At 65.7% G+C, this 25,666-nt stretch carries 21 protein-coding genes, 3 tRNA genes and 1 pseudogene; 14 read left to right on the forward strand and 11 right to left on the reverse strand.

Annotated features, from left to right (window positions below; genetic code table 11):
• Positions 1-13: 13 nt before the first annotated feature.
• The 5 genes from KK087_RS06835 to KK087_RS06855 all read right to left on the reverse strand — a co-directional run bounded on the left by KK087_RS06835 (position 14) and on the right by KK087_RS06855 (position 3,503).
• The gene (locus KK087_RS06835; RefSeq protein WP_214543726.1) at positions 14-1,009 is read right to left on the reverse strand and encodes an SDR family oxidoreductase; all 996 of its coding nucleotides are present in this window, start codon (positions 1,007-1,009) and stop codon (positions 14-16) included.
• Positions 1,010-1,079: 70 nt separating this feature from the next.
• Positions 1,080-1,841, reverse strand: a complete 762-nt coding sequence (locus tag KK087_RS06840; protein ID WP_214564627.1) for a YqjF family protein — start codon at positions 1,839-1,841, stop codon at positions 1,080-1,082.
• Positions 1,838-2,671, reverse strand: coding sequence for a nitroreductase family protein (locus KK087_RS06845; protein WP_214564628.1), 834 nt, complete (start codon positions 2,669-2,671; stop codon positions 1,838-1,840). Before KK087_RS06845 ends, KK087_RS06840 begins: the two co-directional genes overlap by 4 nt.
• Before the next feature lie 3 nt (positions 2,672-2,674).
• The gene (locus KK087_RS06850; RefSeq protein WP_214543723.1) at positions 2,675-3,055 is read right to left on the reverse strand and encodes a hypothetical protein; all 381 of its coding nucleotides are present in this window, start codon (positions 3,053-3,055) and stop codon (positions 2,675-2,677) included.
• Between the two features lie 10 nt (positions 3,056-3,065).
• Positions 3,066-3,503: an Lrp/AsnC family transcriptional regulator gene (locus tag KK087_RS06855; RefSeq protein ID WP_017887694.1), complete on the reverse strand. Its 438-nt coding sequence runs from the start codon at positions 3,501-3,503 to the stop codon at positions 3,066-3,068.
• Between the two features lie 246 nt (positions 3,504-3,749).
• Between KK087_RS06855 and ddaH the strand changes: the two genes are divergently transcribed.
• A complete protein-coding gene (gene ddaH, locus KK087_RS06860) occupies positions 3,750-4,652 on the forward strand; it encodes a dimethylargininase (RefSeq protein WP_214531457.1) in 903 nt (300 codons plus the stop codon).
• Entirely contained in the window at positions 4,652-5,881 is a 1,230-nt protein-coding gene (gene rocD / locus KK087_RS06865) for an ornithine--oxo-acid transaminase (RefSeq protein WP_214564629.1), read from the forward strand. Before ddaH ends, rocD begins: the two co-directional genes overlap by 1 nt.
• A gap of 93 nt (positions 5,882-5,974) precedes the next feature.
• Here rocD and KK087_RS06870 read toward each other — a convergent pair whose 3' ends face one another.
• The gene (locus tag KK087_RS06870; RefSeq protein ID WP_214564630.1) at positions 5,975-6,967 is read right to left on the reverse strand and encodes an NAD-dependent epimerase/dehydratase family protein; all 993 of its coding nucleotides are present in this window, start codon (positions 6,965-6,967) and stop codon (positions 5,975-5,977) included.
• Between the two features lie 404 nt (positions 6,968-7,371).
• Between KK087_RS06870 and KK087_RS06875 the strand changes: the two genes are divergently transcribed.
• From KK087_RS06875 to KK087_RS06885, 3 genes are all read left to right on the forward strand, one after another.
• On the forward strand, positions 7,372-8,382 hold the full coding sequence (locus tag KK087_RS06875; RefSeq protein ID WP_111022370.1) for an aldo/keto reductase family protein: 1,011 nt from the start codon (positions 7,372-7,374) through the stop codon (positions 8,380-8,382).
• A gap of 590 nt (positions 8,383-8,972) precedes the next feature.
• Positions 8,973-10,613: a site-specific DNA-methyltransferase gene (locus KK087_RS06880; RefSeq protein ID WP_214564631.1), complete on the forward strand. Its 1,641-nt coding sequence runs from the start codon at positions 8,973-8,975 to the stop codon at positions 10,611-10,613.
• A gap of 9 nt (positions 10,614-10,622) precedes the next feature.
• The gene (locus tag KK087_RS06885; protein ID WP_214564632.1) at positions 10,623-13,301 is read left to right on the forward strand and encodes a DEAD/DEAH box helicase; all 2,679 of its coding nucleotides are present in this window, start codon (positions 10,623-10,625) and stop codon (positions 13,299-13,301) included.
• Between the two features lie 155 nt (positions 13,302-13,456).
• On the opposite strand, the gene KK087_RS06890 is transcribed toward KK087_RS06885, so the two are convergent.
• Positions 13,457-13,936: a hypothetical protein gene (locus KK087_RS06890; protein WP_214564633.1), complete on the reverse strand. Its 480-nt coding sequence runs from the start codon at positions 13,934-13,936 to the stop codon at positions 13,457-13,459.
• Between the two features lie 108 nt (positions 13,937-14,044).
• Here KK087_RS06890 and KK087_RS06895 point away from each other — a divergent pair, with 108 nt between their 5' ends.
• From KK087_RS06895 to KK087_RS06925, 7 genes and pseudogenes are all read left to right on the forward strand, one after another.
• Positions 14,045-14,485, forward strand: a complete 441-nt coding sequence (locus KK087_RS06895) for a plasmid replication, integration and excision activator (protein WP_214564634.1) — start codon at positions 14,045-14,047, stop codon at positions 14,483-14,485.
• Positions 14,485-15,888 carry an FtsK/SpoIIIE domain-containing protein gene (locus tag KK087_RS06900; RefSeq protein ID WP_214564635.1) on the forward strand — a complete coding sequence of 468 codons (1,404 nt, stop codon included), beginning with the start codon at positions 14,485-14,487 and terminating at the stop codon, positions 15,886-15,888. The genes KK087_RS06895 and KK087_RS06900 overlap by 1 nt, the downstream gene beginning before the upstream one ends.
• Positions 15,885-16,292 (forward strand): hypothetical protein, encoded by a 408-nt coding sequence (locus KK087_RS06905; protein WP_214564636.1) that lies wholly within the window; start codon positions 15,885-15,887, stop codon positions 16,290-16,292. Before KK087_RS06900 ends, KK087_RS06905 begins: the two co-directional genes overlap by 4 nt.
• Positions 16,293-16,335: 43 nt before the next feature.
• Positions 16,336-17,637 (forward strand): annotated as a pseudogene (locus tag KK087_RS17870) (replication initiator).
• A 206-nt stretch (positions 17,638-17,843) separates the two neighbouring features.
• The gene (locus KK087_RS17875) at positions 17,844-18,968 is read left to right on the forward strand and encodes a tyrosine-type recombinase/integrase (RefSeq protein WP_214564638.1); all 1,125 of its coding nucleotides are present in this window, start codon (positions 17,844-17,846) and stop codon (positions 18,966-18,968) included.
• The gene (locus tag KK087_RS06920; RefSeq protein WP_214564639.1) at positions 18,965-19,351 is read left to right on the forward strand and encodes a hypothetical protein; all 387 of its coding nucleotides are present in this window, start codon (positions 18,965-18,967) and stop codon (positions 19,349-19,351) included. The genes KK087_RS17875 and KK087_RS06920 overlap by 4 nt, the downstream gene beginning before the upstream one ends.
• 460 nt (positions 19,352-19,811) lie before the next feature.
• The gene (locus tag KK087_RS06925) at positions 19,812-21,224 is read left to right on the forward strand and encodes a hypothetical protein (RefSeq protein WP_214564640.1); all 1,413 of its coding nucleotides are present in this window, start codon (positions 19,812-19,814) and stop codon (positions 21,222-21,224) included.
• Between the two features lie 172 nt (positions 21,225-21,396).
• Here the strand turns inward: KK087_RS06925 and KK087_RS06930 are convergent, their stop codons facing one another.
• From KK087_RS06930 to KK087_RS06945, 4 genes are all read right to left on the reverse strand, one after another.
• Entirely contained in the window at positions 21,397-22,035 is a 639-nt protein-coding gene (locus KK087_RS06930; RefSeq protein ID WP_214564641.1) for a metallophosphoesterase, read from the reverse strand.
• A 145-nt stretch (positions 22,036-22,180) separates the two neighbouring features.
• A tRNA-Phe gene (locus KK087_RS06935) sits at positions 22,181-22,253 on the reverse strand.
• Position 22,254: 1 nt separating this feature from the next.
• Positions 22,255-22,331 (reverse strand) — tRNA-Asp (locus KK087_RS06940).
• 76 nt (positions 22,332-22,407) lie between these two features.
• Positions 22,408-22,480 (reverse strand) — tRNA-Glu (locus tag KK087_RS06945).
• 259 nt (positions 22,481-22,739) lie between these two features.
• Here KK087_RS06945 and KK087_RS06950 point away from each other — a divergent pair.
• Entirely contained in the window at positions 22,740-24,017 is a 1,278-nt protein-coding gene (locus KK087_RS06950) for a peptidoglycan DD-metalloendopeptidase family protein (protein ID WP_214564642.1), read from the forward strand.
• Positions 24,018-24,051: 34 nt separating this feature from the next.
• The gene (locus KK087_RS06955; RefSeq protein ID WP_214564643.1) at positions 24,052-25,518 is read left to right on the forward strand and encodes a C40 family peptidase; all 1,467 of its coding nucleotides are present in this window, start codon (positions 24,052-24,054) and stop codon (positions 25,516-25,518) included.
• The last annotated feature ends 148 nt before the right edge of the window (positions 25,519-25,666 follow it).

Consider the following 25,666-nt stretch of genomic DNA (forward strand, 5'->3'; position numbering starts at 1 on the left):
GACGACCGGCGGCTCATCGTCGGCGTCCCGCGACGAGTGCGACGGCCCCGGCGACACCGAGCACGGCCCCGATGATGCCGTTGCCGACACGGCGGTGCTCCACCCACCACGTCTGCGGCGACCAGGCGTGTGCGGACTCGTCGAAGACACCGTGCGCACCGTGGTCGCCCGGCACCGGCTCGTACAGGTTGTCGCGCATCTCGAGGCCGTCCTTGTCGGGTGCCTGCTGCCCGTCGACCAGGGTCTTGGCGGCGTACCAGTCGGCGAAGCGTCCGCTGATCCGGTTGCCGAGGATCGTGTAGACCGTCGACTCGCCCACCCAGGTGCGGCTGCGCGGTCGTTCCGCCACGGCGGCGATGGCGCGGGCACCGACCTCGGGCTGGTAGATCGGGGCGACCGGCTGCGGGTGGTGCGGCAGCTTCGACTTCACCCACTGGAACTGGATCGTGTTGAGCGCCGGCATGTCCACGCGGGACACCTTCACCTTGCTGCCCTGTTCGCGCAGCTCGGAGACGACGGACTCGGTGAACCCGACGATCGCGTGCTTCGCGCCGCAGTACGCGGCCTGCAGGGGGATCCCGCGGAACCCGAGCGCGGAGCCGACCTGGATCACGTGGCCGCGGCCGCGGGGGACCATCCGCGACAGCGCCGACCGGGTGCCGTTCACGAAGCCGAGGTAGGTCACGTGCAGCGCCCGCTCGAAGTCCTCCGGGGCGGTGTCGAGGAACTTCCCGAACACCCCGACCATCACGCCGTTCACCCACAGGTCGATCGGTCCGAGCTCCTGCTCGACCCGGTCGGCTGCGGCCTCGACGGCGTCGCGGTCGGAGACGTCGGCGACCAGGGCCAGCCCGCGACGCCCGGCGGCCTCGACCTCGGCGACGGCGGCGTCGACGCCCTCCTGCCCGCGGGCCAGGACGGCCACGTCCCACCCCCGTGCGGCGAGCTCCCGGACGGTCGCCCGTCCCAGTCCTGCGGATCCACCGGTCACCACTGCCACTCGAGTCATGGCTCCCTTGTACCTGCGGTCGGCCGTGCACCACTCAGCCGCTGTCCCCCGATGCGGCAGCAGCCGGGCCTCAGCGCCCCCGACCGAACCGCGTCGTGACCCCCGGCGAGTAGAGCACCGAGTCCGGCTCGAGCTCGGTCAGCCCGAAGGGCAGCCCGGCAGCCCCGAGCAGGTCGTCCCGCAGCGACACCACCGAGGCCCGGTGCAACGGCCACGACTCGTGCTCGTTCGGCCAGAACCGCGTCCGCCCGGCCCGGTGCACGTGCATGCCCCACCGCGCCGTCAGGAACGTCTCGAGCGGCCCCGGCTCGTCGAGCACCTCGCCCACACGCACGTCGAGCATCGACCGCAGGTGGGTGCCGTGCCGACGCATCGCGTACCCGACGCGACCGTCAGCGCTGCGCGACTCCGCGACCGCCCACCGGTACGGCAGGCCGGTCGCGACGCGTGCGCCGATGGTCGGCAGGAGCTTGCCGGCGTCGAGCGACAGGAACACGACCCCGCGCTGCCCCTGTTCGTCGACCGTGTAGACGCGGACGTTCAGCTCGACGAAGTCACCGATGCTCCCGGTCGAGAACGGCGGGAACCGGGTGTCCTCGAACCGGAACGCGATGAGGCCCACCCAGGTGGTCACCCCGTCGTCGGTGCCGTCGAGCGCCATCGTGTCGGGCCGCGTTCCGGCCGGCAGCAGCGGGGCCACCGCCGACACGTCGACGCGCCAGTGCACGAAGACGACGTCGAGCCAGTCCTGCGAGATCCAGGGGCGGCCCGGCAGGCCGGGGGCAACGGCCTGGAGGCCCGGGGTGCTCTGGGTTGGTCGGGTGTCGGTCACGATGTGGTCGCCTCCGGTTCGATGTGGGCTGCGACGGGTGCGTCGTCCCACCCCTGCTGCGGGGTGTCGCAGGTGCCGCGGAACACGTACTGCGAGGGACGCTTCCGCTCGCTCGACGTCCAGTCGATGGCCGGCCGTCGTCGTTCCGGGGGCAGGTACCCGATCCGGTAGACGGCCATCAGCTCGAGCGACTCGGGCACGCGGAGCAGTCCCTCGATCTCCTCCCACGCGCCGGGGGTCTCCATCGGGAAGGACACGAACTGGATCCCCAGGCCGAGCTCGGTCGTCGCGAGCCAGATGTTCTCCATCGCCGCGCCCATGCTGAACACCGAGTAGAAGCCGGACAGCTCCTCCTTCCGGTACTCGTGGCGATCGAGCATCACGCCGAGCAGCAGCGGCGACTCGGCGACGAGCTTCCGGTTCTCCTCACCCAGGGTCTGCGGCACCCGGAGCGTGTTCATGAGCAGCTGCCCGCGCTTCGTGAACACCTGCTTCGTGAACGGCCGCAGCGGCCCGGGGAGCTTGTCGAACAGCATCCCGTCGCGCCGCTCGTCCATCTCGGCCTTCGAGAACCGGAAGTACGGCTTGTACCGCTCGAAGAACGTGCCCTCGGCCATCGTGCGGGTCATCGAGCTGCCGCTGATCTCGGCGACGCGGTCGATCGTCTGGCGCTCCTCGATCAGCACGAAGCGCCACGGCTGGCTGTTGAGCTGCGACGGCGCCCGGCCGGCGAGCTCCATGAGCAGCCGCTGGTGCTCTTCCGACACCGGATCGGGCAGGAACGGCCCGTTCGTCGTGCGTCGTCGTCGGATGGCCTCGAACAGCTCCACTGCTCACCTCTCTGATCGCCTGCGTGCGAGCACGGCCCCCAGGTAGGACGGCGCGGCGGCGACCGCGACCTTCCAGTGTGCTCCGGAGCGCGGGTTCGTGCGTGGAGCGACCGCCAGGGGCACCAGTGCCGGCAGCAGGAACAGTGCGGTGCGGTCACGCGTCCACACGGGGGTCGTCGCGGCGACGCCGGTCAGGGTGGCTGTCACGACGAACAGGCCGTGGTGCACGACGCGGAGCTTCTTCGTGCGGATCAGCCGCACGGCGACCGCGGTGCCCCAGAGGCAGTTCGCGACGTAGGCGACGCTCGCGGCGGTGACCAGCTGCCGGGCCGGGCGCGATCCCGTGGGTGCCGAGTCGCGCCTCCAGACCGTCTTCCGTCCCATGCGTGGGACGTTACGCGGTCTCTCGACTGACGAGCTTGGAGAGCACGATCGCGGAGCGGGTGTGGTCGACCTGGGGTGCGAGGCGGACCTTGTCGAGCGCCTCTTCGAGCGCTGACAGGTCCTTCGAGCGCATGTGCACGACGGCGTCGGCGCTGCCGGTGACCGTGCCGGCGTCGATGACCTCGGGGACTGTGTCGAGCAGGGCACGCAGCTCGTCCGGCGAGACGGTGCCGCGGCAGTAGAGCTCCACCCAGGCCTCGGTGCCGCGGTCCTCGACGGCGGGGTCGACCTTGATCGTGAAGCCCTGGATGACGCCGTCACCGACCAGCCGGTCGACGCGGCGCTTCACGGCCGAGGCCGAGAGTCCGACCACCGACCCGATGTCGCCGTAGCCGGCGCGGGCGTTGTCCCGGAGCTGATCCAGGATGCGGTGGTCGAGCGTATCCATTTGTCCCCTATCGTACGCCGACTTCTTGCGAGCGCGGTGGTTCTCGCGCACGAAACGTGCGTCACCCGAACGGGTGTCAAGCCGTCCGAGCTCGGGTACTGCACTCCGTAGACGGTCTGTGGAAGGATCGACTCGGCGTCGACCTGGTCCGCTGCGGTGAGTGAGCCTGCATCTCACCGGAGCTCTTCTCCTCGTTCCGTTTCGGTTCCTGGCAGGCTCGGGCCCCGGTCCCTTCCAGGAGGACTGATGTCGAACACCGCACCCTCGACCACCGATGCACCGGCCCGTACCGCGACCAAGCGGACGATCCTGATGTGCAAGCCGGACTTCTACACCGTGAGCTACCGGATCAACCCGTGGATGCACCCGGAGGAGCCGACCGACACGTCGAAGGCCGTCGAGCAGTGGGAGTCGCTCGTCGCCGTCTACGAGCGGCTCGGCTTCGACATCTCGTACATCGACCCCATCGACGGCCTGCCGGACATGGTCTACGCGGCCAACGGCGGGTTCGTCCTCGACGGCATCGCGTACGGCGCGAAGTTCCAGTACCCCGAGCGCCAGCCCGAGGGCCCCGCGTACATGGACTGGTTCCGTCAGGCCGGTCTGACCGTCGCCGAACCGGAGCAGACCAACGAGGGCGAGGGGGACTTCCTGCTCATCGGGGACACCATCTTCGCCGGCACCGGCTTCCGGTCGGACAGCACCTCGCACGACGAGCTCGCGACGATCTACGGCCGCGAGGTCGTCACGCTCAAGCTCATCAACCCGAGCTTCTACCACCTCGACACCGCCATCGCCGTGCTCGACCCCGAGCCCTCCGTCGACGGGACGAGCAACATCGCGTACCTGGAGAGCGCCTTCGACGAGCCGTCGCTGGCGATCCTGCGCGAGCGCTTCCCGGACGCGATCATCGCCACCGAAGAGGACGCCGCGATCCTCGGCCTGAACTCGTACTCCGACGGGTACAACGTCGTGATTGCCGCCCGGGCTGTTCGGTTCGCCGAGCAGCTGCGCGAGAAGGGCTACAACCCGATCGGCGTCGACCTGTCCGAGCTGCTGCTCGGCGGTGGCGGCGTGAAGTGCTGCACGCTCGACCTGCACCCGGTCGGCACCGGCACCTCGGTCGCGCGTTCGCTCGGGGTCAGCTGATGTCGGCGGCAGCGGCGCTCGGGGTCAACACCGCGGCGGCGCTCGCCGTCGAGGACCGCGCCCTCGCGCACAACTACAGCCCGCTGCCCGTCGTCATCGCGTCGGGTGCCGGAGCCACCGTCACGGACGTCGACGGCAAGCAGTACCTGGACGGCCTCGCCGCGTACTCCGCGGTGAACTTCGGCCACGGCAACCCGCGGCTGCTCGACGCCGCACGGGCGCAGCTCGACCGTGTGACGCTCACGAGTCGCGCGTTCGTGAACGACCAGCTCGGGCCGTTCGCCGCAGCACTGGCGGCGTTGACGGAGACCGAGATGGTCCTGCCGATGAACACCGGTGCCGAGGCCGTCGAGTCCGCGATCAAGGTGGCCCGCGCCTGGGGTTACCGGGTCAAGGGCGTGCCGGCCGAGCGGGCGACGATCATCGTGGCGTCCGGGAACTTCCACGGCCGCACGACGACGATCATCTCGTTCTCCGACGACCCCTCGGCCCGTGACGACTTCGGTCCGTACACGCCTGGCTTCCGCACGGTGCCCTACGGCGACGCTGCGGCCCTGCGCGAGGCGATGGACGAGACCGTCGTCGCCGTGCTGCTCGAGCCGATCCAGGGCGAGGGCGGCGTGGTCATCCCGCCGGAGTCGTACCTCGGCGACGTCCGCGCGGTCTGCGACGAGTTCGGTGCGCTGTTCATCGCCGACGAGATCCAGTCCGGCCTCGGTCGCACGGGGCACACGCTCGCGGTGCAGCGTGTCGGCGTGCGCCCCGACCTCATCACGCTCGGGAAGGCCCTCGGCGGCGGCATCGTGCCGGTGTCGGCGGTCGTCGGTTCGGCTGCCGTCCTCGGGGTCCTGCGTCCCGGCGAGCACGGGTCGACCTTCGGCGGCAACCCGCTCGCGGCGGCCGTCGGTGCCGAGGTCGTGGCGATGCTCGGCGAGGGCACGTTCCAGCAGCGGGCCCTCGACGGCGAACCGCTGCTGCGCGGCCTGCTCGACGATCTGCTCGGCAAGGGTGTCGTCTCGCACCGCGTGGCCGGACTCTGGGCGGGGATCGACATCGACCCCGCGCTCGGCACCGGCAAGGCGATCGCGAAGGACCTCGCCGACCGCGGGCTCCTGGTGAAGGACACCCACGGGTCGACGATCCGCTTCGCGCCGCCCCTGGTCGTCACCGACGACGAGGTGCGCTTCGCGGTCGGAACCCTGGCTGACGTCCTGACGGCGCGCGCCTGATCTGATCCGCAAGACACCGGTGTTCGCGCGTTGAACCCCCGCATCCCGCGGTGCGGAGCGCGAACACCGGTGTCTTGCGTGCGGCGCCGCGACTCACACCGCCCAGCGCGCCGCCAGCTCGTCCATCAGGGCATCGAGCCGCTCGTCGATGACCTGCTCCTCGGGGTGCGCCTCGTACCAGGCGATGACCTCGCGCACACCCTGCCGGTAGGTCGTGCGCGGCCGGTACCACGGCACGAGCGACCGGACCTTGCTGTTGTCGAACACCGAGCTGTTCGCCTTGTCGCCGAGCAGTGCCGCGCCCCACTCCGCGTCCGCGGCGGCGATGGCATCCGCCGGCACGTGCACGATGCGCAGGTCGTCGACTCCGGCCGCAGCAGCGATCTCGTGGGCGATGGCGTTCCAAGTCGGCGCCTCGTCGCTCGTGATCGTGAAGGGTTCGCCGATCGCCTCGGCCCGGTCGAGCAGCCCGGTGAACCCGACCGCGAAGTCACGGCTGTGCGTCAGGGTCCACAGCGAGGTGCCGTCGCCCGTGATGATGACCGGCTTCCCGGCGCGCATCCGGGCGACCGCGGTCCAGCCGCCGGTCAGCGGCAGCTTGGTCTCGTCGTAGGTGTGCGACGGCCGCACGATCGTCACCGGGAAGTCCTGCTCCCGGTACGCGTCCATCAGCAGTTCCTCGCACGCGATCTTGTCGCGCGAGTACTGCCAGTACGGGTTCTTCAGCGGCGTCGACTCCGTGATCGGCAGGTGCGTCGCCGGCGTCTGGTAGGCCGAGGCCGAGCTGATGAACACGTACTGCCGCGTCCGCCCCGCGAAGAAGTCGACGTCGGCCTGCACCTGGTCCGGCGTGAAGGCGATCCAGTTCACGACCACGTCGAAGCGCTGGTCGCCGAGTGCGTCCGCCAGTGCGCTGCGGTCCGAAACGTCGGCCTGGAGGCGCGTCACACCCTCCGGGATCGGCCTGCCCCCGGTGGTCCCCCGGTTGAGCACGGTCACGTCGAACCCCTGCTCGACGGCTTCCCGGACGCAGGCGGCGCTGATGACGCCGCTCCCGCCGATGAACAACACGCTCGCTCCGGTCATGGATGCTCCCTCGCTCTCCGCGGCGCAGCCCTGCGCCGAACCCCTGCGATCCTGCCCCTCAGATGCTGGGTCGGGCACCGAGCACGGCCGCCGTCTCCTGGTGACGGCAAGGCGTTCGACGGTGCGGAGGACGAACTCGCCGACGCGAAACGCGTGGAAGAGGAGACGGAGGGTGCCGTCGAGATCGTCGGGCAATTGAAACGGTGTCATGACCTTGCCTATGCACCGCGCTCGGCGTTGTGGGAACGTAGTGCTGTAGACCCCGGAACAATCACTGGCCCAGGCCACATCGCCGGGGTGTCGTCCTGCCGCCCGGGACTGCCGCTGGGTCCCGGCATCGACCCGCGGACTACCGTCACCGTTCGGGTCGCACCGACGCGCCCCACGACAGGAGTGACACGCACATGGAGTACCGCTACCTCGGCAACTCGGGCCTCAAGGTCTCCGAGATCACCTACGGCAACTGGCTCACCCACGCATCCCAGGTCGAGAACGACGCGGCGATCGCCTGCGTCAAGGCTGCCCTCGAGGTCGGCATCTCGACGTTCGACACCGCCGACGTCTACGCCAACACCGGCGCGGAGACGGTCCTCGGCGAAGCGCTCAAGGGGGAGCGGCGCCAGTCCCTCGAGATCGCCACGAAGGTCTTCGGGCCGACCGGTCCGAAGGGCCACAACGACACCGGGCTGTCCCGCAAGCACATCCTCGAGTCGATCGACGGCTCGCTGCAGCGGCTGCAGACGGACTACGTCGACCTGTACCAGGCGCACCGCTACGACCACGAGACCCCGCTCGAAGAGACGATGCAGGCCTTCGCGGACATCGTGCGCCAGGGCAAGGTCCTGTACGTCGGCGTCAGCGAGTGGACCGCGGACCAGCTGCGTGCGGGTGCTGCGCTCGCGAAGGACCTCGGCTTCCAGCTCATCTCGAACCAGCCGCAGTACTCGGCGCTGTGGCGGGTCATCGAGGACGAGGTCGTCCCCACCTCGAAGGAACTCGGCATCTCGCAGATCGTCTGGTCCCCGATCGCCCAGGGCGTGCTCACCGGCAAGTACAAGCCGGGTCAGCCGCTGCCCGAGGGCTCGCGTGCAACCGACGACAAGGGCGGCGCGGACATGATCAAGCGGTTCATGCGCGACGAGGTGCTGTCCTCGGTGCAGGAGCTGCAGCCGGTCGCCGACGAGCTCGACCTGTCGATGGCGCAGCTCGCCGTCGCCTGGGTCCTGCAGAACGACAACGTCGCGAGCGCGATCATCGGGGCGTCGCGTCCGGAGCAGGTGCACGACAACGCGGGCGCTGCCGGCGTCACGATCCCGGCGGAGCTCCTGTCGCGGATCGACGATGCCCTGGGCGCCGTGGTCGAGCGCGACCCCGCGAAGACGAACGACAGCAGCCCGAAGACCCGCGAGGCCTAGCCGGTCCGCAGAACACCGGTGTTCACCCGTTGAACACGCGCGTGCCACGGTTCGACGCGCGAACACCGGTGTTTTGCGACCGACGTCACACCGGCCAGACAACGGAAAAGGCCCCCTGCCGAAGCAGGGGGCCTTCACCGGTGGCTGGACACGGCATCGATCCGTGGACCTTTCGATTTTCAGTTGAAGTTCGAGTGAATTTCGAAAAGTGATTAGTCCTCGTTGGCCGTCACGCCGGGCGAGGCGCACGCGACTGGTGGTGGTTGGTAGCAGTCGGACCACATGACACCCCGGCACAACTCCGGCACCGAACTGGGCCCGCGGCGGCGCGACCGGCAATATGTCAGAGGGCAGGTCTGCCTGCGACGGGATGGCGTCGGCTGCAGCGGTAATCTTCTTCGGTGCCCCAACGACCAGAGCTACGCCGATGATCGCATGAGTAGACAACGTGTCTTTGCGCAGGTGTCGTCGGAGAGCGGTAGGAACCGCGGGGTCCCGGCACCAGCAGCGGCCACGAACGACTTCAGGCGCAGCGCGCCTCCCGGCGGGGTATCGCTTGGTCAGAACGCACGTTGCCAAGGAGTTTAGTAATGCCCGAATTGATGTGGGTCGGCAAGAGTAAGGTGCTTACGCACCACCTCGATGTCCCGTTTCGCCTTCTCGATAGACAGTACTCGTTTGATGAAGACGGTCTGCGGCAGGCCGACAACGGTTCCGCAAACATGATCATCCATGGTGACAATCTCGAAGCCCTGAAGGCTCTCTTGCCGCGGTACGAGGGTAGGGTAGACGTCGTCTACATAGATCCTCCTTACAACACTGGGGAGGAGCGTTGGATATACAACGACAACGTCAATGATCCAGTGATCCGCCAGTGGCTTGGAGAAGTGGTGGGTAGGGAAGGTGAAGACCTATCCCGCCATGATAAGTGGCTCAGCATGATGTACCCGAGGCTACGTCTTTTGCATCGACTCTTGTCGGCGGACGGCCTATTCGCTGTGTCGATCGGCGACGCGGAGCTTCATAATCTCGGGGCCATGCTCGATGAGATCTTCGGAGCGCGGAACAGACTGGCCACCGCCCCCGTAAGGTCCGAGCCAAGCGGCGGTAAGGATAAGTCGGCGCTACGTACAGGCCACGAATACGTCCTTTTCTATAGCAAGGGCGATCAGAGTCGGCTCGTGAAAGAGGAGAAATCCGCCGGACCTCTAACGCTGAAAGACTCAGCCGGCATGTATCGCAAGGGTAGGGAATTGCGCAAGTGGGGCGCCACCTCCGATCGGAAGGACCGGCCCAACCTCTGGTTTCCGATCACCGACCCGGATGGTCAACCGGCACTTCCTTTCAAGAATGACGGAACCGAGGGGTACTGGCGGTGGGGTACCACTCACAGCGCGATGGCCGAGATTCTGAAAGACCCTTCTCGAGCACACTGGGAACGGGCGCCGTTCGACGCTGGGGTCAGTGTGAATGGTGCGACCTCACGGAACGTGCCCTATGAGAAAGTGCGAGACGTCAAGAAGTCGTTTGGGTGGAACACTTGGCTTGACGGTTATGGCACCAATGCGGACGCAACTGCCGTAATCAAAGCCATCTTCGGAAGCAAGGAATTCGATACTCCAAAGCCCTTGTCCCTTATCGAATGGATCATATCGCTGCATGATCGAGATGACGCTCTGGTCCTAGACTCCTTTGCTGGTTCCGGGACGACGGGGCATGCAACTCTCAAGCTGAACGCAACAGATGGCGGCACTCGCAAATTCATCCTGGTGGAGCTTGGAGAATACGCGGAGTCTGTTACTGCCGAGAGAGTCAGGCGTGTCATCTCTGGAAAGGTGGCGAAGCCCGATTCGCTTCAGAAGACGGGTGGGGATTTTTCCTACTATGAGCTTGGGGAGCCCCTCTTCAACGGAGACGAACTCAATCCGTCCGTTCCTGTTGAAAGACTTCGTGACTACATCTGGTACACGGAGACGGCAGGCGTCAGTCCGCGCGAACAGGTCGAAGGTTTTCCGCACTACCTGGGGACCTTCGGTGGGACTGCCTATCATTTACACTACGATGCGAACCAGGCCACCGTCCTCAATCACGAGTTCCTGGCCCCGTTTACCGGACAAGTCATTGCGGACACCATTGTAATCTACGCCGATTCGTGCATACTGAGTAAAGCTGAACTGAGCCGAATGGGCTTGGTGTTCAAGAAAATTCCGCGGGACATATCGCGGTTCTAGGGGGAGTCGATGGAGCTCAAGAAGTACCAGAAGCGCGTGGTGACGGACTTGGGAGATTACGTTCGGCATCTTTCGGAGCAGGACTCGCTTAGCAAGGCGTTCGAAAGCTACTGGGCGGAGCGTCAGATTCAGGTTGGCGTTCCCGGCATGAAGGCGTACCAGAACATCGTAGACCAGGTCCCAACGGTTTGCTATAAGGTGCCCACCGGGGGCGGGAAGACTTTCCTGGCCTGCGCATCGATGAAGACCATATTTGGTGCAATGCCTTCTGTGAAGACAAAAGCGGTAGTTTGGCTCGTCCCGTCCGAAGCAATTCTCAGTCAAACGCTGAGCGCCCTCAAGAATCCATCGCATCCGTATCGGAAAAAACTGAACACCGATTTCGGGGCACGCGTTGAGGTGTACTCAAAGGATGAGTTGTTGGCGGGCCAAAACTTCTCTCCTGCGAACGTGGCGGATCAGGTCTCAGTGATGGTTCTATCCTATGACTCCTTCCGTGTGTCCAATAAGGATGGGCGTAAGGCGTATCAGGCCAACGGAGCGTTGCAAGGGTTCCAGACCATGCTCGGAGAACCTAGTGCTCCGATTGCAAACGCGGACGAGACGGCTCTGTTTCAGGTGATCAATCAGTTGAACCCAGTGGTCGTTGTCGACGAGTCGCATCATGCACGGACCGTGCTGTCAATCGAAATGCTTCAAAACTTCAACCCGGCGTTCATTCTAGACCTGACAGCGACGCCAGGGCCCGAAGCGAACGTAATTTCGTACGTGGATGCGCTCGAGTTGAAAGCCGAGCACATGGTGAAGCTGCCGGTTGTTGTGTACAACCGCGCTTCCCAAGAGGACGTCATCGCAGATGCGATCGATCTGCGACGTTCTCTTGAGCAAGCGGCAATCAGGGAGGAGGAAGCGGGCGGTGCATATTTACGACCAATCGTCCTTTTTCAGGCCCAGCCGAAGCGGGATGAAGACGCGACGTCATTCGACAAACTGAAAAGCCGCCTGATCGATGCTGGCATTTCGGCAGACCACATTGCGATCAAAACTTCGTCTATCAACGAACTCCGCAACATCGATCTTGCGAGCCCGGACTGCGACATACGTTACGTCATTACCGTCAACGCGTTGAAGGAGGGTTGGGACTGTCCGTCGGCCTACATCCTGGCTTCGCTCGCTAACCGCACGAGCAAGACAGAAGTGGAGCAAGTCCTGGGGCGGGTGCTGCGACAGCCCAATGCTCGCCGCCACGCAGAGGGGCTCCTCAATATGTCGTTCGTCATGACGTCCTCGATTGATTTTCAGGCGACCGTCGACCAGGTGGTTGTCGGGCTCAATCGAGCGGGGTTCACTGCACGGGATTATCGTGTCGTGGATCAGGGAGAGTACGCGGCGCACGGTATCGCGGAGGTCGATGAGGCGTCGGAGCTCGATCTTGCGGCACTAGACGCTGAGGTCGCTTCCGGGAAGTCCGCTGAGCCCCTGGAAAGTGAGCCGGCTGACCTTTCAGAGTTCGATCCGTTGCTCGTCGCTGAGGAGTTGAAGAGTCGGGAACAAGGGTCTGACGCGCCGTCGGAGAAGGTTGAGTCCCTGATATCGATTGCTGTAGAGAAGGCTCGAGACTACGACTCCAAGGTGGAAGAGGCTGAGGTTGCGAGTGATGATGGTCGTGTCCCTGCAGATTTAGGAGACGTTGTGGAGCAGTACGCCATGAGTCCCGTGTTCGAAGAAGATGCTAGTTCTCTGCGCCTTCCTCAATTCGTAGTTCGAGTCCCTGAGTCCGTTTTTGCCGCAGATGCTGAGTTTGGTTCTGTCTATCTAGAGCGCGAGTCTCTGACCGAAAATTTCAGTCTCGAAGGGCGGGACTATTCGATCGACCTTGAGCACGCCTCCGAAGAAATGGTTGCGGTTGATGTTCGTGGATCTAATCGCGACCAGCCGAAGGCGTTCCACATGAACTCCGTTCAGCAGCAGGAGATCCGGAAGTGGTTGGACTCACTCACTCCGGAGGCGCGAGTCGATCAATGTGCAGAGATCGTCATGGCACGGCTTGATAGTTATGATTCGATCAGCAGTCAGGCGCTTCGGAAGTACGTGAAGCGCGTTGTTGAGAATCTGGATGGCCAGCAGCTGGTTGTTTTGGAGTCGTCTCCCCTAGCAGTCGCGTTAAAGATCAGGCGGAAGATTGATCAGTTTCTTAATTCCTATCGGGCGGAAGTTTTCGATCGATGGATTGACTCGGGTCGCATCGAGACGAAGCCTTTGTATAAACTGCCCCTGGCCATTTCCCCCATCGACGCGACGGCGACAGTAGGTGGTTCGCTTTACGAAGCCGAGGGTGCGATGAACAAAGACGAACGCGACCTGATCATGCAGATTGCCGGTTTAGACTCGGTTGAATGGTGGCACCGTGTAATCGAGCGTGCAGCTGGTTCATTCCGACTTAACGGCGCAATCACGCATTATCCCGATTTCATCGTGAAGATGAGGAGTGGGAAAGTAGTCCTAGTCGAGTTCAAGGGTGAAATGCTCAAGAATGATGACTCGCGACTGAAGATCGAGTTGGGTAAGAAGTGGCAGGCGGCGGCTGGCGGAAATTACCGCTACTACATGACGTTCAAAGACGGGGTCAGTCCGCTCTCCGGCGCTCTTTCGGTTCCGGACCTTTTAGGGCGGCTGGAGCAGCTGTAGGCCGGTAGCTGGTCAGTCTGTTGGCAGTTCGTGGGGTCCGGTGGCGCCGAGGAGCGCCCGGACCGCAGCGAAGCGAGGACCGGACGCACCGGAGCGCGGCACCGGACCCCATGACGACGGCCGTCAGGCCGTCCTTGAACGAGTAGAGAAAGTTCTCACAGGCCGGCCCGCGCACCCTCATCCGCTGCGATGAAGCGTTGGGCTGCGTCGCCGACGGGCCCGCCGAGGTCACGCAGGTCGTAGAGGGAGAGCGAGGGGATGCCCGCCCGGACCGTCTCAATGTTCGGAGAGTCCGACACGAGCTGCTGCACCGCGGCCAGGGTGGCATCGGAGTACCGGCGGATGAATCCCTGCGATCCGGTGTCCTGAGCGCGCGCCAGGTCGGAGATCACGGGCCTCGGCTCGTGGACACGGTGCGCGTACGCCGAGAGCACTGCCCGGAGCTCAGTTCCGGCTTTCGAGATCTTGTGAGCGTCCGAGACGGCCGCACGGAGCTCGTCCTGGACATCGGCGGGGCCTTCGGGCCAGCGGATCCGGCCAAGGTGCTCCGCGTCCTTCTTCGCCTTCTTGGCGAGCGTCGTGATGGCAGCAAGAAGTACTGGTGGGACGGTGCCCCACTCGATCGCTGACTCCATGCTTGCCTCCAGCACTCAGGCTACCGTCCGCCGTCGCGTGCTCAGGGGAGGAAACCGAGGCAACATCTGCGCTAGGGCCAAACATTTGGTGACAGGATCAGCAAACGTGTGCAGACTGCGATCAACAGCAACGATCGAGAGGAGCCAGACATGGCGATCCAGTCAGCAATCCCGGTGAGCTTCGATGCGTACTTCCCGAAGGGCGCGTTCATGGTGGGTGAGGTCGAACCGGTCGTGAAGTGGTCTGATGACGGCCAGCGTCAGGGACAGGACCTCGACAAGAACTCCGGTCAGCCGATGTGGCAGGTGCGCGTGATCGACGCTGATCCTGACGCGCGCAAGGGCCAAAACGAGGTCACGGTCAAGATCATCAGCATCAGCGAGCCGGTTGCCCCGCCGGAGATCCAAGGCCTCCCGTTCCGGCCGGTCGTCTTCGATGGTCTGTCGGTCACCCCGTACGTGAAGGAGAACGGCGGTCGACCACGCGTCGCGTACTCGCTCCGGGCTCGCGAGATGAAGGCAGCCGCGAAGCCACGGGGTGGTGAGTGATGAGTTGGTCGGTTCGTAAGGAGGTCCGCTACTGGGCTGACGCGTTCGAGGGGTTCGCCCGACGCTTCCGGCGGGTGCTGATCGGACTGATGATCCTCACCCTCGTGGATCTCTTGACCACCTGGTTGCCACTTGTGTGGTGGCTCAACGGCTTCGTGGCATTGATCTTCGTGCTTCGCCGTCTGCGGGTGTGGGGCAACATCGACGAAGCCCTCCACCGAGCGCAGCAGCGCTCGATCTCCCGGCACATCGGGGCCGCCTGGCCAGCTCTTGCGCAGACGCTCCGGTTCGAGGCGCATGGTCCGAGTGGATCGCGCATCGCGGCCGGTGTCGGATCACCGAGCTGGGACGCAGACGTATGTCTTGTACCGCTGTACCTCCCGAGCGGTCTCACTTCTGGGGACGTCGGAGCTCACCCGGACCGAATCGCGGCAGCATTCGGGGCGCGTCGCGCCACCTTGTCCGGGACCCGGATCGATCAGCTCGAACTTCGCCTGTACTACGCCGACCCTCTTGCCGAACCGTTCGTACTTGCTCCAAGCGATGACTGGGACGGACGAGCGGTCACGATGGGCCGGACTGAAGAGGGCGACGATTGGAGGCTCCGTCTCGGCCCACACACGCTGGTTGCTGGCGCCTCGGGAAGCGGCAAAGCGTCGATCGTCTGGGCGCTCCTCTTGGGGCTCGCCGGCGCAGTCCGATCCGGGATGGTCGAAGTGTGGGGCGTCGACCTCAAGGGCGGCATGGAGCTTGGGATGGGTAGGCCTCTCCTGACTCGCTTCGCGAACGACTCGGTGCACGCGGTGACCATGCTCGAGGAAGCCGTCGCTCAGATGCAGGCACGGGCTCGCGACCTCGCCGGGACGACTCGGCAGCACGAGGCTTCCATTGAGGCTCCTCTCGTGATCGTCCTGATCGACGAACTCGCTGCTCTCACGGCGTACGAATCAGACCGGGACCTGCAGCGCCGGGCTAACGCCGGCATCGCAACGCTGGCGTCACAAGGGCGTGCTGTCGGCTTCGTGGTGATCGCGTGCCTGCAGGATCCAAGCAAGGAGACGCTGCCCGCGCGGGGGCTCTTCACCCAGACGATCGGGCTTCGTCTCCGCGACCGGACCGAGACGTCGATGGTGCTCGGCGACGGCTCTGTCGCTGCTGGTGCGCTCTGCCACGAGATCCCGATCGGCGCGCCCGGCACCGCCTACGTCCTGTCCGACGAGCTTGCGACACCGCAGCGGGTGCGGGCTGGGTACGCGGACGATGCCCTGATCACGCACACGGCACGAGCCTTCGCAGCGCCGCGCTTCAAGCCGGTGGTCGTACCTGAGACACAAAGTGCACGTGAGCCCGCCCGTCCGCGACGTCGGACGCGGAGCGCTGCTCAATCGAAGGAGGAGTCATGAAGAACATCGCACGATCCGCACTGGTCATCGTCGTCGCTGGGGTGCTCATCGCCGGCGGCGCGATCCTCGGTCACTTCACCGCAGCGGAACACGCTTCAGCCGCGGCCGAGGCAAGATCCTCGATGTGCAACCTGCGGATCTCGTGGGACACGACGAACGGTGTAGAGCACGCGATCTACGTCGCGCCAGATCTTTCAGACCGTTCACTCGTCCAGCGGTACGGCCACATCGCGAACCAGTCGTGCACTGACGCGCAGCTCACCGACTGGATCAATCAACGACGCAAGGAGCACGCCGCGGTCGACGTCTGCCGTCCAGTGTTGCGCACAGACGATGTGACTGGGTACGTGTACCCGATCGGATGCGCGGTCCCCGAACTGGTGGTGTCTGATGGGCCTCGCTGAGTCAGTCGCGCGCCGTCTCCGTAGTCCGGAGTTCGACCGTTGGATGCGGGGTGCCGCCCGAGTGGGCTTCTGCACGAACCCGGTTCGGCTGGTCGGAGCATCCACGACCTTCGGATCTGAGACGGGGGAGGAGCGCGCCAGGTTCTCGTCTGCCGACCAGCCGGACCACGTCCTCTTCACTCGCTGCGGCAACCGCCGCGCGCAACGCTGCGCCTCGTGCAGCCACGAGTACAAGGGCGACACCTGGCACATGATCATGGCTGGCGCAGCCGGCGGTATGAAGGGCGTTCCCAACTCAGTCGCGGCCCACCCAATGGTGTTCCTCACACTGACCGCTCCTTCGTTCGGAGCCGTACACGGCGCGGCCTGCGCTCGGGCCAAACCCTGCAGACACGGTCGTCGACCGGAATGCGGGACCGGACACGCAGGAGGCGGTCCCGAGCTCGGCGATGCGATCTGCCCAGACTGCTACGACTACGAGGGCCACGTCGTGTGGCAGTACTTCGCGTCCGAGCTGTGGAGGCGATTCACCATCCAACTTCGTAGGGAGCTCGCCAGAGTCCTTGGCATGAGTCAGCGAGAGGCTTCCACTCTCGTTCGACCACAGTTCGCGAAAGTGGCGGAGTTCCAGAAGCGGGGCGCCGTCCACTTCCACGCGATCGTCCGACTCGACGGTGTCGACACCGATGATGCTTTCCCAGCGCCTGATGATCGCATGACGACCGCTCACCTGACGCAAGCGATCCGCCAGGCTGCGCGTGCGGTGCGGTATCAACCGCCCAGCCTTCCCTCTGGACGCTTCCCGAACGTGCTCCGTTGAGGTCGGCAGATCGACGTGACGCCGATCGTTCGAAGCGAGGGTCTCGATGGACGGCTGTCGGATCGTGCGGTCGCCGCCTACATCGCCAAGTACGCGACCAAGGCGACGGAGGACTTGGATGCGGGCGCTTCGCCCCGCCCACACCTCGTCAGACTCCGCGACATCGCCGAGCAGATCGGCGTCGCTGCAGAACCGCACTCGCCGTACGTACTTCTTGAACGCTGGTCGCGGATGCTCGGCTTTCGCGGCCATTTCTCGACGAAGTCGAGGCGCTACTCGGTAACGCTCGGCTCTCTCCGGGAAGCACGACATCAGTGGCGACTTGAACGCATCGCCGCGGCTGCAAGTGAGCCTGACGCGGGAGAAGCCGAGAGCGTGCTCGTCGTTGGGAGTTGGTCCTACGCCGGGATGGGATGGACCTCGCAGGGCGACAAGGCTCTCGCGATCGAGGCTGCCCGTGCGGCGAGGGAGTGGAGAGATTCACGCAGAACGAAGAGGACAGATGGAGGAGAACATGTTTGCTGACCACGAGGTGCAGGAAGAAATGGCGCTTGTCGAGGACGATGTGTGCCTCACGCGACGAGACGCAGCTGCGCGTTGCCGTGTTCCGCTGTCGACGTTCGACGCACTCCGTCGGCAGTGCAGAGTGCCCTACCCCGATGCGCACATGGGAAAGCACATGCTCTGGAAGACGTCGACCATCGTTGCGTTCCTCGAATCCGGTGGGACCAGTGGCGGAGCGCACTGAGCGGCTGGACCCCCGGACGCGCAAGCCCCTCCCTGAGGGAATCAGGTACCGGGCGGACCGGGGCAAGTACCAGGTCCGCGTCTGGGCGACGGGCCTGAACGGGGAGGATCGAGAGCGGAGCTTCCTTGTTGGGTCGCTTGCCGAAGCGAAGCGTGTGCGGAGCGAAGCTCGAACTCGGATCAAACCAGACGGCGGTATGACCCTCGACGTTTGGCACTCGCGGTACTGGCCGACGATCGAATCGAGTATTCGTCCCGCTACGGCTCGTGGTTACGACGTTGCTTGGCGACGCCGCGTGCAGCCGTGGTTCGGCCACCGCAAGTTGGAGACGATCTCTGCCGGCGATGTCGATGAGGCAATCGGACAGTGGAGCGGATCGGCTTCGACGCGCAACGACGCTCTTGCCATGCTCAGCCGCCTGCTCGACGGTGCGGTCCGGTTCGGCGTGATCGGCGGGAACCCGGCACGACTGGTTCGTCGGCCTCGTGAGGACGGAGCACGGAGCTTCCGGTCGAGAGCGCTGTCGTCTGATGAGGTCCGGACGCTTCTCGCTGCTGTGGAGGACGGTCCCTACCGCGCGTACCTCTCGGCACTAGTGTTCACCGGTATGCGGGCGGGCGAGGCGAGCGCTCTTCGCGTGTCCGACGTCGACCTCGGGGGACGAGTGATCCACGTCCGGCGGAGCTTTTCCCCTGGACGCAATGGTGAGTTGATCGAACAGAGCCCCAAGAGTCACAAGGAGCGAACCGTCCCCTTGCCAGGGACGCTCCTGCCCTCGATCGCCGAACAGGTCGAGGGCAAACGCCGCAACGATCTCGTGTTCACCGGTCCCAAGGGGGGACGCCTGCAGGTGTCGAACGTCCGTCGGGCCGTCGACTGGGAGAACCTTCGACGAGTCCTGGACCGGCCAGATCTGCGCATCCACGATCTCCGACACACTCTCGCAACGCTCCTGTTCGATGCCGGGAGCGCTGCCAACGACGTGCAGGCGATCCTGGGACACTCTTCGATGCAGGTCACGGAGCGCTACAGTCGTGCACGTTCCGACTCCGCAGTGCGAGCAACCGGTGCACTGGACCAGCTGTTTCTCGGAGGGACGGGCCCGTGAACGGGGAGATGACCCTCCGGGAGTCGCTGCGGGACTTCCCGGATGACGTGGTCGAGGTCGACGGCTTCCCGCGGCGAGTAGAGCGAGAGAACTTGGTCCGCACGCCTGGGTTCGCGGCCATGCTGCACACGGTTTGGTTCTTCTTTAGTTCTGTGGAGCCCGCATATGCGTTCGTACGCAGCGGGCGGATGTCTTTGCAGGTCGGCGGGGTGACCCTTCGTGAAGCGATGTGGGAGGCCCGGTATGACGCTAAGAAGGACCGCGACGTGAAGACTCTCCTATTGGGAGCGCACCTGCCAGTTCCAGATCTCGACGACGCAGCGTTGGTCGACCGCTTCCGTGACGGACTCGATAGGGAATCGTCTCATCGGCAGGGGGCTTAGGCCATGGCCCGAGTGTCCATCGGGCGAGAGTTGCTCCATGAGGGAGGCAAATCACGGGTAGCAGCCATGACCGTGAAGTGCTTGTTCTGGCTTTCTAGGCCTTGACTGCGGTCCACCGGACCAGTGGCCAAGCGCTCTGATCGCCAGGCTGGATCAGATGCGGCGATTGCGACGGCCGGGGCGAGGGAGTACCAATTCGCGGTCTCCTGCGTGGGGGAGCAGGGGTTCTACGGCTCTGTGCCAGTCGACCCGTCGTGTGATGGGAGGGAGCGTCCCGGCGTCTCCGCGAGACACTCACTCTGCCGATTCGCCGACCGACGCGTCCCGAAAGCGGGTGGTCTATCGGAAGCTGCCGGGGGGTCGGGCTTCTCTCGCGCTCAGTGCGCTCCGGAGGCCTTGTGGCCCCAAGCTGGATGACCTCCGTGCCCAGGCAGCGCGCTCAACGATGTAGCTTCGCGGTATGGATGACGGTCCTCCGATCTCGTACGACGAATTCCGCAAGGCGTGCAGCGTCTACCGGCCGAGCGAGTTACTGCCCTTCCTGGGCCGCTATTCAGCGGAAACGCACGGATTGAACGAGCTGAAATCGGAAACACTCAAAACGCTCCCCCCGTGGAACTTCGCGACCGTCGCTCGTGAGTGCTTGCTCTGGGGGAAGGAAATCCCCGGGCATCGCGTGAACCAGCGAGCAGTCGCACGGCTGTTCAACCTGCTCCGCGACGTCTCGCAGAGCCGAGACGATCCGACGCTGGCGGAGGTGGTCACGCCAGTCATGCATGACCAATTCCCTTACCAAGGGAACCCCTACACCGACATGGCCCGTGCGATCGCGATCCTCGCCACAGGGTGGGAGGAGTTTCCCGAGTGGGACTGGACACCAGTGTTCGGCATGCCGCTGCCGCAGATGGTGAGGGCGACAGCGGTGCTGCAGGGAATCGCGTCGATGCGCGGACGAGTCGACCTCGATAGCGTCTGGGACCCACGGATCGGTGAAGAGCTCGCTCCACGGGAGGACCTCGATCGAGCTCTGGCCTACCTGACCCGCACACCAGAGGAGCACCGTGCCGATGCGATGAAGGCAGGAGTGCTCAGCGAGACTGCCGGACAGTACGACTACAATCCGCTCCGAACCCACCCGCTTGTCGACTTTGGGCCGGGTACGGGCATCATCGCGCCCGAGCCGCGGCTCGTCTGGCACGCGATATCCATGCAGAACCTTTACTACGTGGGGCCCGCCGTGTTCGGCGCCACCGATTTCCACGAGCAGCTCGGGAAGCGGATTGAGTCCTACGTTGGTCGGCAGCTCCGACTCATCGAAGGAGCAGAGGTCACCGGTGAAGTTCCACTCGACGCGGAGAACAAGATGTCGATCGACTGGTTCCTCGTCCTGCCAGACCTCGTCGTCCTCATCGAGTGCAAGTCCGCGCGCCTGAACGCGAAAGCCCTCGCCGGCGACCCCCGTCAGATCGCGTATGCAACCGAGATCTACCTCACGAAGGCCCGCAATCAGGTGGACGCAACCGCACGGAAGGTGCAGCAGCGGGACAATCGCGTCAGCTTCCTACCGAATGACGATCGGCCGGTCGTCGGGCTGATCGTCACGGCCGAAGCGATCTGGATGGCGAACTCCGGAGTGCCCGAATACGGGACCCAAGGAGATACACCGACAATGGTGCTGTCGCTGGCAGATCTGGAGGGCCTGGTATGCCTGCCGACAGAGGAGCTGAGTTCACGTCTCGCCCGCGTGTTCACCAATGAAGCGCGGCGCGGGTGGAACTTCCCCCAGGCGTTCGGCGCCGGGCTGCGCGCGAGAGATAATCCGATTCTCAAAGAAGCCAATGCCCGCGCAAATTTCCTGCGCGGAGACGACTAAGAGCCTCGCTCTCGTTACGCGAATGGAGCCGCCGCAGGCAACGCGGGGCGACTGATCGGCCCCCCTTGGTCGGTGAAGGATCGCCTTCCTGACGTGATCACGACACGGAGCGGTGCGAAAACGACGACACCGAACGAAGCTGCTCACAGCCAAGTGATCCGCACGACCGCGCTCAGATGCGTTCTCGGAGCCAGGTGTCGACCGCGGTCATCGGGACCGGTGCGAACTTCCAAGCGTCGACGCCCACATGCATCATCGCGTCGTCATTCGTGAAGACCGCCGTCAAGTGTGTGTGCCCGTGAAGCAGTGGTACACCGTCGTCCACCGGACGGACCTTCTTGAGCTTGTCGATCGGCACAGTGTCGTACGGATAGTGCGAAGCACGGAGCAGTTGCCCGTGTCGTGACCCGTTCAGCACCTCGGGGAGCACCGTCCAGCCGGCGGCTTCGTACAGAGGCGTCATTGATTGGATGCGAGTCCTTGTCTGGGTCGCTCGCGAGACCCAGTCGTGGTTGCCCGGGACGAGCAGCCGACGGCCGTGCAGCTGACGGGTGAGGGCAAGAGCATCACCGACGTCGTTCATCGAGGCCAAGAGCAGATCGCCGAGGTGCAGCACGACGGCATCCGGCGGGACGACTGAGTTCCAGCGCTCGACGAGAGATATATCCATCGTCTCGACGTCGCCGAACGGACGCTTCGCATGGTCGATGATCCGCGCATGTCCGAAGTGATGGTCTGCGGTGACGAAGTCGACGGCATCGAAGTCGAACGTCGGAGCTCCGTCAGCTCGCGCTCGTCGTGCGGCTTCCATCCGCCAACGCTAGCTCGATCCGGAGCCCGGGAGAGCAGTCCGGCCACACTCAACCGGCACAGAACCGGCACAGCGTCAGCGGAGAACCAGCGCACCCAGCCTCAGAAACAAGGAAGCCCCCGGCTTCACCGGGGGCTTCCTGCTGTGGCTGGACACGGCATCGATCCGTGGACCTTTCGATTTTCAGTCGAACGCTCTACCAACTGAGCTATCCAGCCGTGGCGACCCTGACGGGACTTGAACCCGCGACCTCCGCCGTGACAGGGCGGCACGCTAACCAGCTGCGCTACAGGGCCATGTTGTGTTGTGGGTACTGCGTGTTGTGTCTTGCTGTGGTGTTGTTCAGTACTACTTGCTCGCTCACTCAAGGAGTGACCCCAACGGGATTCGAACCCGTGCTGCCGCCGTGAAAGGGCGGTGTCCTAGGCCACTAAACGATAGGGCCGCAAGCAGTGCATCGCGCTACCGATGGACAAGCATACGGACGCCCCCCGGGTTTCACAAATCCGACCCCGCCAACCGTGCATCCCCGGCGTGTCGCGCTCCCGGCACACGGTCCTCGGAAAGGTGTCGGTGCGAGCATCGTGGGCGGTCGCGCCCCTCGTCCGAGGGGCTGTCGAGCCTGCGACCACTGTTGTTACTGTTGCGACTGTTAACAGTGTTACGTGCGTGAGCCTTGCCGCGCTGTTACGAAATCGAGATACATGCCGACCTCCACACCCCTCTCCCTCCGCACCCGCAGCCGCCTCGTCGCCGCTGCGGTCGCCGTCGCGCTCACCGCCGGCACGCTCGCGGCCGTCGCGCCCGCGTCGTCGGCCAGCGCGGCGAGCTACCCCAGCTGGGACGAGGTGCAGCAGGCGAAGTCCTCGACCAGCGCCCAGCAGGCAAAGGTCGGCGAGATCAAGTCGCTCATCTCGTCGCTCAAGAGCGAGGCCGCTGCCAAGCAGAAGGCCGCACAGGCCGCGGGCGAGGCGTACCAGGCCGCGCAGAACAAGTACGACGAGGCGACGCTCAAGCAGAAGAAGTTCCAGTCGCAGGCCGACGACGCGAAGCAGACCGCCGCGCAGTCCGAGGAGCAGGCCGGCCAGCTCGCCGCGCAGCTCGGCCGAGCGGGCGCCAACGACGTGACGACCGACATCCTCACGCACCCGTCCGACTCCGGCGACCTGCTCTACGAGCTCGGTGCCATGTCGAAGCTCAGCGAGCAATCCGAGGGCATCTACTCGCAGGCCTCACAGGACCGCGGCGTCGCCCAGGGCCTCGCCGACAAGGCCGATCGCGCCAAGCAGGCCCTCGGGGACCTCGCCGACGCAGCGCAGTCGAAGATGCAGGAAGCCCAAGGCGCTGCCGACGCTGCACAGGCCGCGGTCGCCGCCGAGAACGACAACGAAGACCGGCTCGAGGCACAGCTGACCGCGCTCACCTCGAAGCAACGCGGTGTCGAGGCCGACTTCCGCAAGGGCGTCGCCGCCGAGAAGGCCCGCCAGGCCCGCCTTGCCGCTGCCGCCGCGAAGGCGGCCGCGAGCGCCCCGGCGACCAGCCAGGGCGGCACCGGCGGCGGCAGCGCCAACGCCTCCGGGTGGGTCCGACCCGCCGGCGGGTTCCAGACCAGCCCCTACGGCTACCGCGTCGACCCGTACACGCACGTCAGCGCCCTGCACGCCGGGGTCGACCTCGCCCCCGCCTGCTACGCCCCGATCTACGCGGCGCACGACGGCACCGTGACCTTCGCCGGCAACGGTGGCGGCTACGGCAACGAGGTCATCCTCGACAACGGCGGCGGCATCTCCACGGCGTACGGCCACGTCGTCGACGGCGGGATCATGGTCACCGCCGGCCAGCACGTCACCGCGGGACAGCAGATCGCCAAGATCGGCTCGACCGGCTGGTCGACCGGGTGCCACCTCCACTTCGAGACCCGGATCAACGGCGCTGCCGTCGACCCGGTCCCCTTCATGGCAGCGCGGGGGATCTCGGTATGAGCATCAGCGCCACCAGAAGGCGTCGACCCACGTCATGACCACCTCCGCTCGCTCGTTCTCCTGCGGGATCGCGACCATCGCCGTGCTCGGCATCGGCCTGTCGGTCGTCATCGCCGGACCGGCCCAGGCCGCACCCTCGGGTCCGTCATGGGACGACGTCAAGGCCGCCAAGTCCGATGCGGCCGACGCCCAGCAGACGGTCGACGAGCTGAGCGACCGGCTCGGCTCGCTGCAGGACGCCGCTGACCAGGCCGGTGTCGCCGAGCAGCAGGCCGGGCAGGCGTACGCCCTCGCGGCGTCGCAGCAGCAGGAGGCGAAGGACACCCTCGCCGACCTGTCCGCGCAGTCGAAGCGTGCGAAGGCCCGGGCGGACGACTCTGCCGGCCAGGTCGCCGGGCTCGTGGTCGAGCTGTCCCGCACCGGCGGCGGTGACCTGTCGACGACGATCCTCGTGGACGCGTCCGGCTCGAAGGACCTGCTCTACCGCGTCGGCACGATGTCGCACCTGTCCGAGCGCTCCGCGACGGTCCTGGCCGAGGCCCGCGCGGACCAGAAGACGGTCGAGTCCCTGGCGGCGCAGCAGTCCGCCGCCGAGAAGGCCCTCGAGCAGGCGACCGACGCGACCAAGTCCGCCTTCGCCACCGCGAACGACGTGGTCGCAGGCGCCCAGGCCCGGGTGCAGAAGGAACAGGACCAGCAGGCCGAGGTCCTGCGCCAGCTCGCGTACCTCAAGGGCACGAGCGTCGCAACGGAGACCGCGTACTGGAGTGCGCAGCAGGCGAAGGCCGCCGCTGCGGCCATCGCGAAGCAGACGCGCGACGCCGGCGGCAACAGCGGCGGCAGCGGCGGCAGCACGACCGGCACATCCGGTGGCGGCAACACCGGCACATCCGGCGGCAGCAACACCGGCACATCCGGCGGCAGCAACACCGGCACCGGCACCTCCAGCCCGGCCCAGCCGAGCACGCCGTCGAACCCCGGCACCCCCGCGAAGCCGAGCACCCCGAGCAAGCCGAGCACCCCGTCCAGGCCCAGCACGCCGAGCAAGCCGGCTCCCGCGCCCGCCCCTGCTCCGGCACCGGCCCCTGCTCCTGCCCCGAGCAGCCCCTCCAAGGCCGCCGGCGCGATCGCCTTCGCCCGCGGTCAGCTCGGCGACGCCTACGTCCTCAACGGCGCCGGCCCGAACACCTGGGACTGCTCCGGCCTCGTGATGATGGCCTACAGCTCGCAGGGCATCGCGACCGGTGGGCACAACGTCGTCTGGCAGTACAACTACTTCAAGTCGATCGGCCGCCTCGTCCCGCTGTCCCAGCGCCAGCCCGGTGACATCCTCTTCTACTCGTCGAACGGCACGGCATCGGGGGCGTACCACGACTCGATCGTGACGAGCTACGGCACCATGGTCGAGGCCGCCCGCCCCGGCGTCGGCGTCGTCGAGCGCGCGATCTGGCTGCCGAACCAGCTCATGCCGTACGTCGCCCGCCCGAGCGGTTCCCTGTAGCCCGCTCCCGGTGTGCCCGTTCTTTCCCAGAGCGGCTGCGGTACCAAGCGAGATCGGGCGTACCTGCACGGATCAACGCACCAGGTACGCCCGTTTCCACCAGGCACGCCCCGCCCGCACCGCGCGCCCCCGCGCCCCCGCGCCGCCC

Source organism: Curtobacterium aurantiacum (genome assembly GCF_018598555.1).
In the GTDB taxonomy this organism is placed as follows: Bacteria; Actinomycetota; Actinomycetes; order Actinomycetales; family Microbacteriaceae; genus Curtobacterium; species Curtobacterium aurantiacum.

Coding starts and splice junctions, on each gene's coding strand:
- KK087_RS06855 (WP_017887694.1), bottom strand. CDS start 3,503: ATGGATACGCTCGACCACCGCATCCTGGATCAGCTCCGGGACAACGCC.
- ddaH (WP_214531457.1), top strand. CDS start 3,750: ATGTCGAACACCGCACCCTCGACCACCGATGCACCGGCCCGTACCGCG.
- rocD (WP_214564629.1), top strand. CDS start 4,652: ATGTCGGCGGCAGCGGCGCTCGGGGTCAACACCGCGGCGGCGCTCGCC.
- KK087_RS06900 (WP_214564635.1), top strand. CDS start 14,485: ATGAGTTGGTCGGTTCGTAAGGAGGTCCGCTACTGGGCTGACGCGTTC.
- KK087_RS06875 (WP_111022370.1), top strand. CDS start 7,372: ATGGAGTACCGCTACCTCGGCAACTCGGGCCTCAAGGTCTCCGAGATC.
- KK087_RS06905 (WP_214564636.1), top strand. CDS start 15,885: ATGAAGAACATCGCACGATCCGCACTGGTCATCGTCGTCGCTGGGGTG.
- KK087_RS06930 (WP_214564641.1), bottom strand. CDS start 22,035: ATGGAAGCCGCACGACGAGCGCGAGCTGACGGAGCTCCGACGTTCGAC.
- KK087_RS06835 (WP_214543726.1), bottom strand. CDS start 1,009: ATGACTCGAGTGGCAGTGGTGACCGGTGGATCCGCAGGACTGGGACGG.
- KK087_RS06950 (WP_214564642.1), top strand. CDS start 22,740: ATGCCGACCTCCACACCCCTCTCCCTCCGCACCCGCAGCCGCCTCGTC.
- KK087_RS06870 (WP_214564630.1), bottom strand. CDS start 6,967: ATGACCGGAGCGAGCGTGTTGTTCATCGGCGGGAGCGGCGTCATCAGC.
- KK087_RS06850 (WP_214543723.1), bottom strand. CDS start 3,055: ATGGGACGGAAGACGGTCTGGAGGCGCGACTCGGCACCCACGGGATCG.
- KK087_RS06890 (WP_214564633.1), bottom strand. CDS start 13,936: ATGGAGTCAGCGATCGAGTGGGGCACCGTCCCACCAGTACTTCTTGCT.
- KK087_RS06955 (WP_214564643.1), top strand. CDS start 24,052: ATGACCACCTCCGCTCGCTCGTTCTCCTGCGGGATCGCGACCATCGCC.
- KK087_RS06885 (WP_214564632.1), top strand. CDS start 10,623: ATGGAGCTCAAGAAGTACCAGAAGCGCGTGGTGACGGACTTGGGAGAT.
- KK087_RS06925 (WP_214564640.1), top strand. CDS start 19,812: ATGGATGACGGTCCTCCGATCTCGTACGACGAATTCCGCAAGGCGTGC.
- KK087_RS06880 (WP_214564631.1), top strand. CDS start 8,973: ATGCCCGAATTGATGTGGGTCGGCAAGAGTAAGGTGCTTACGCACCAC.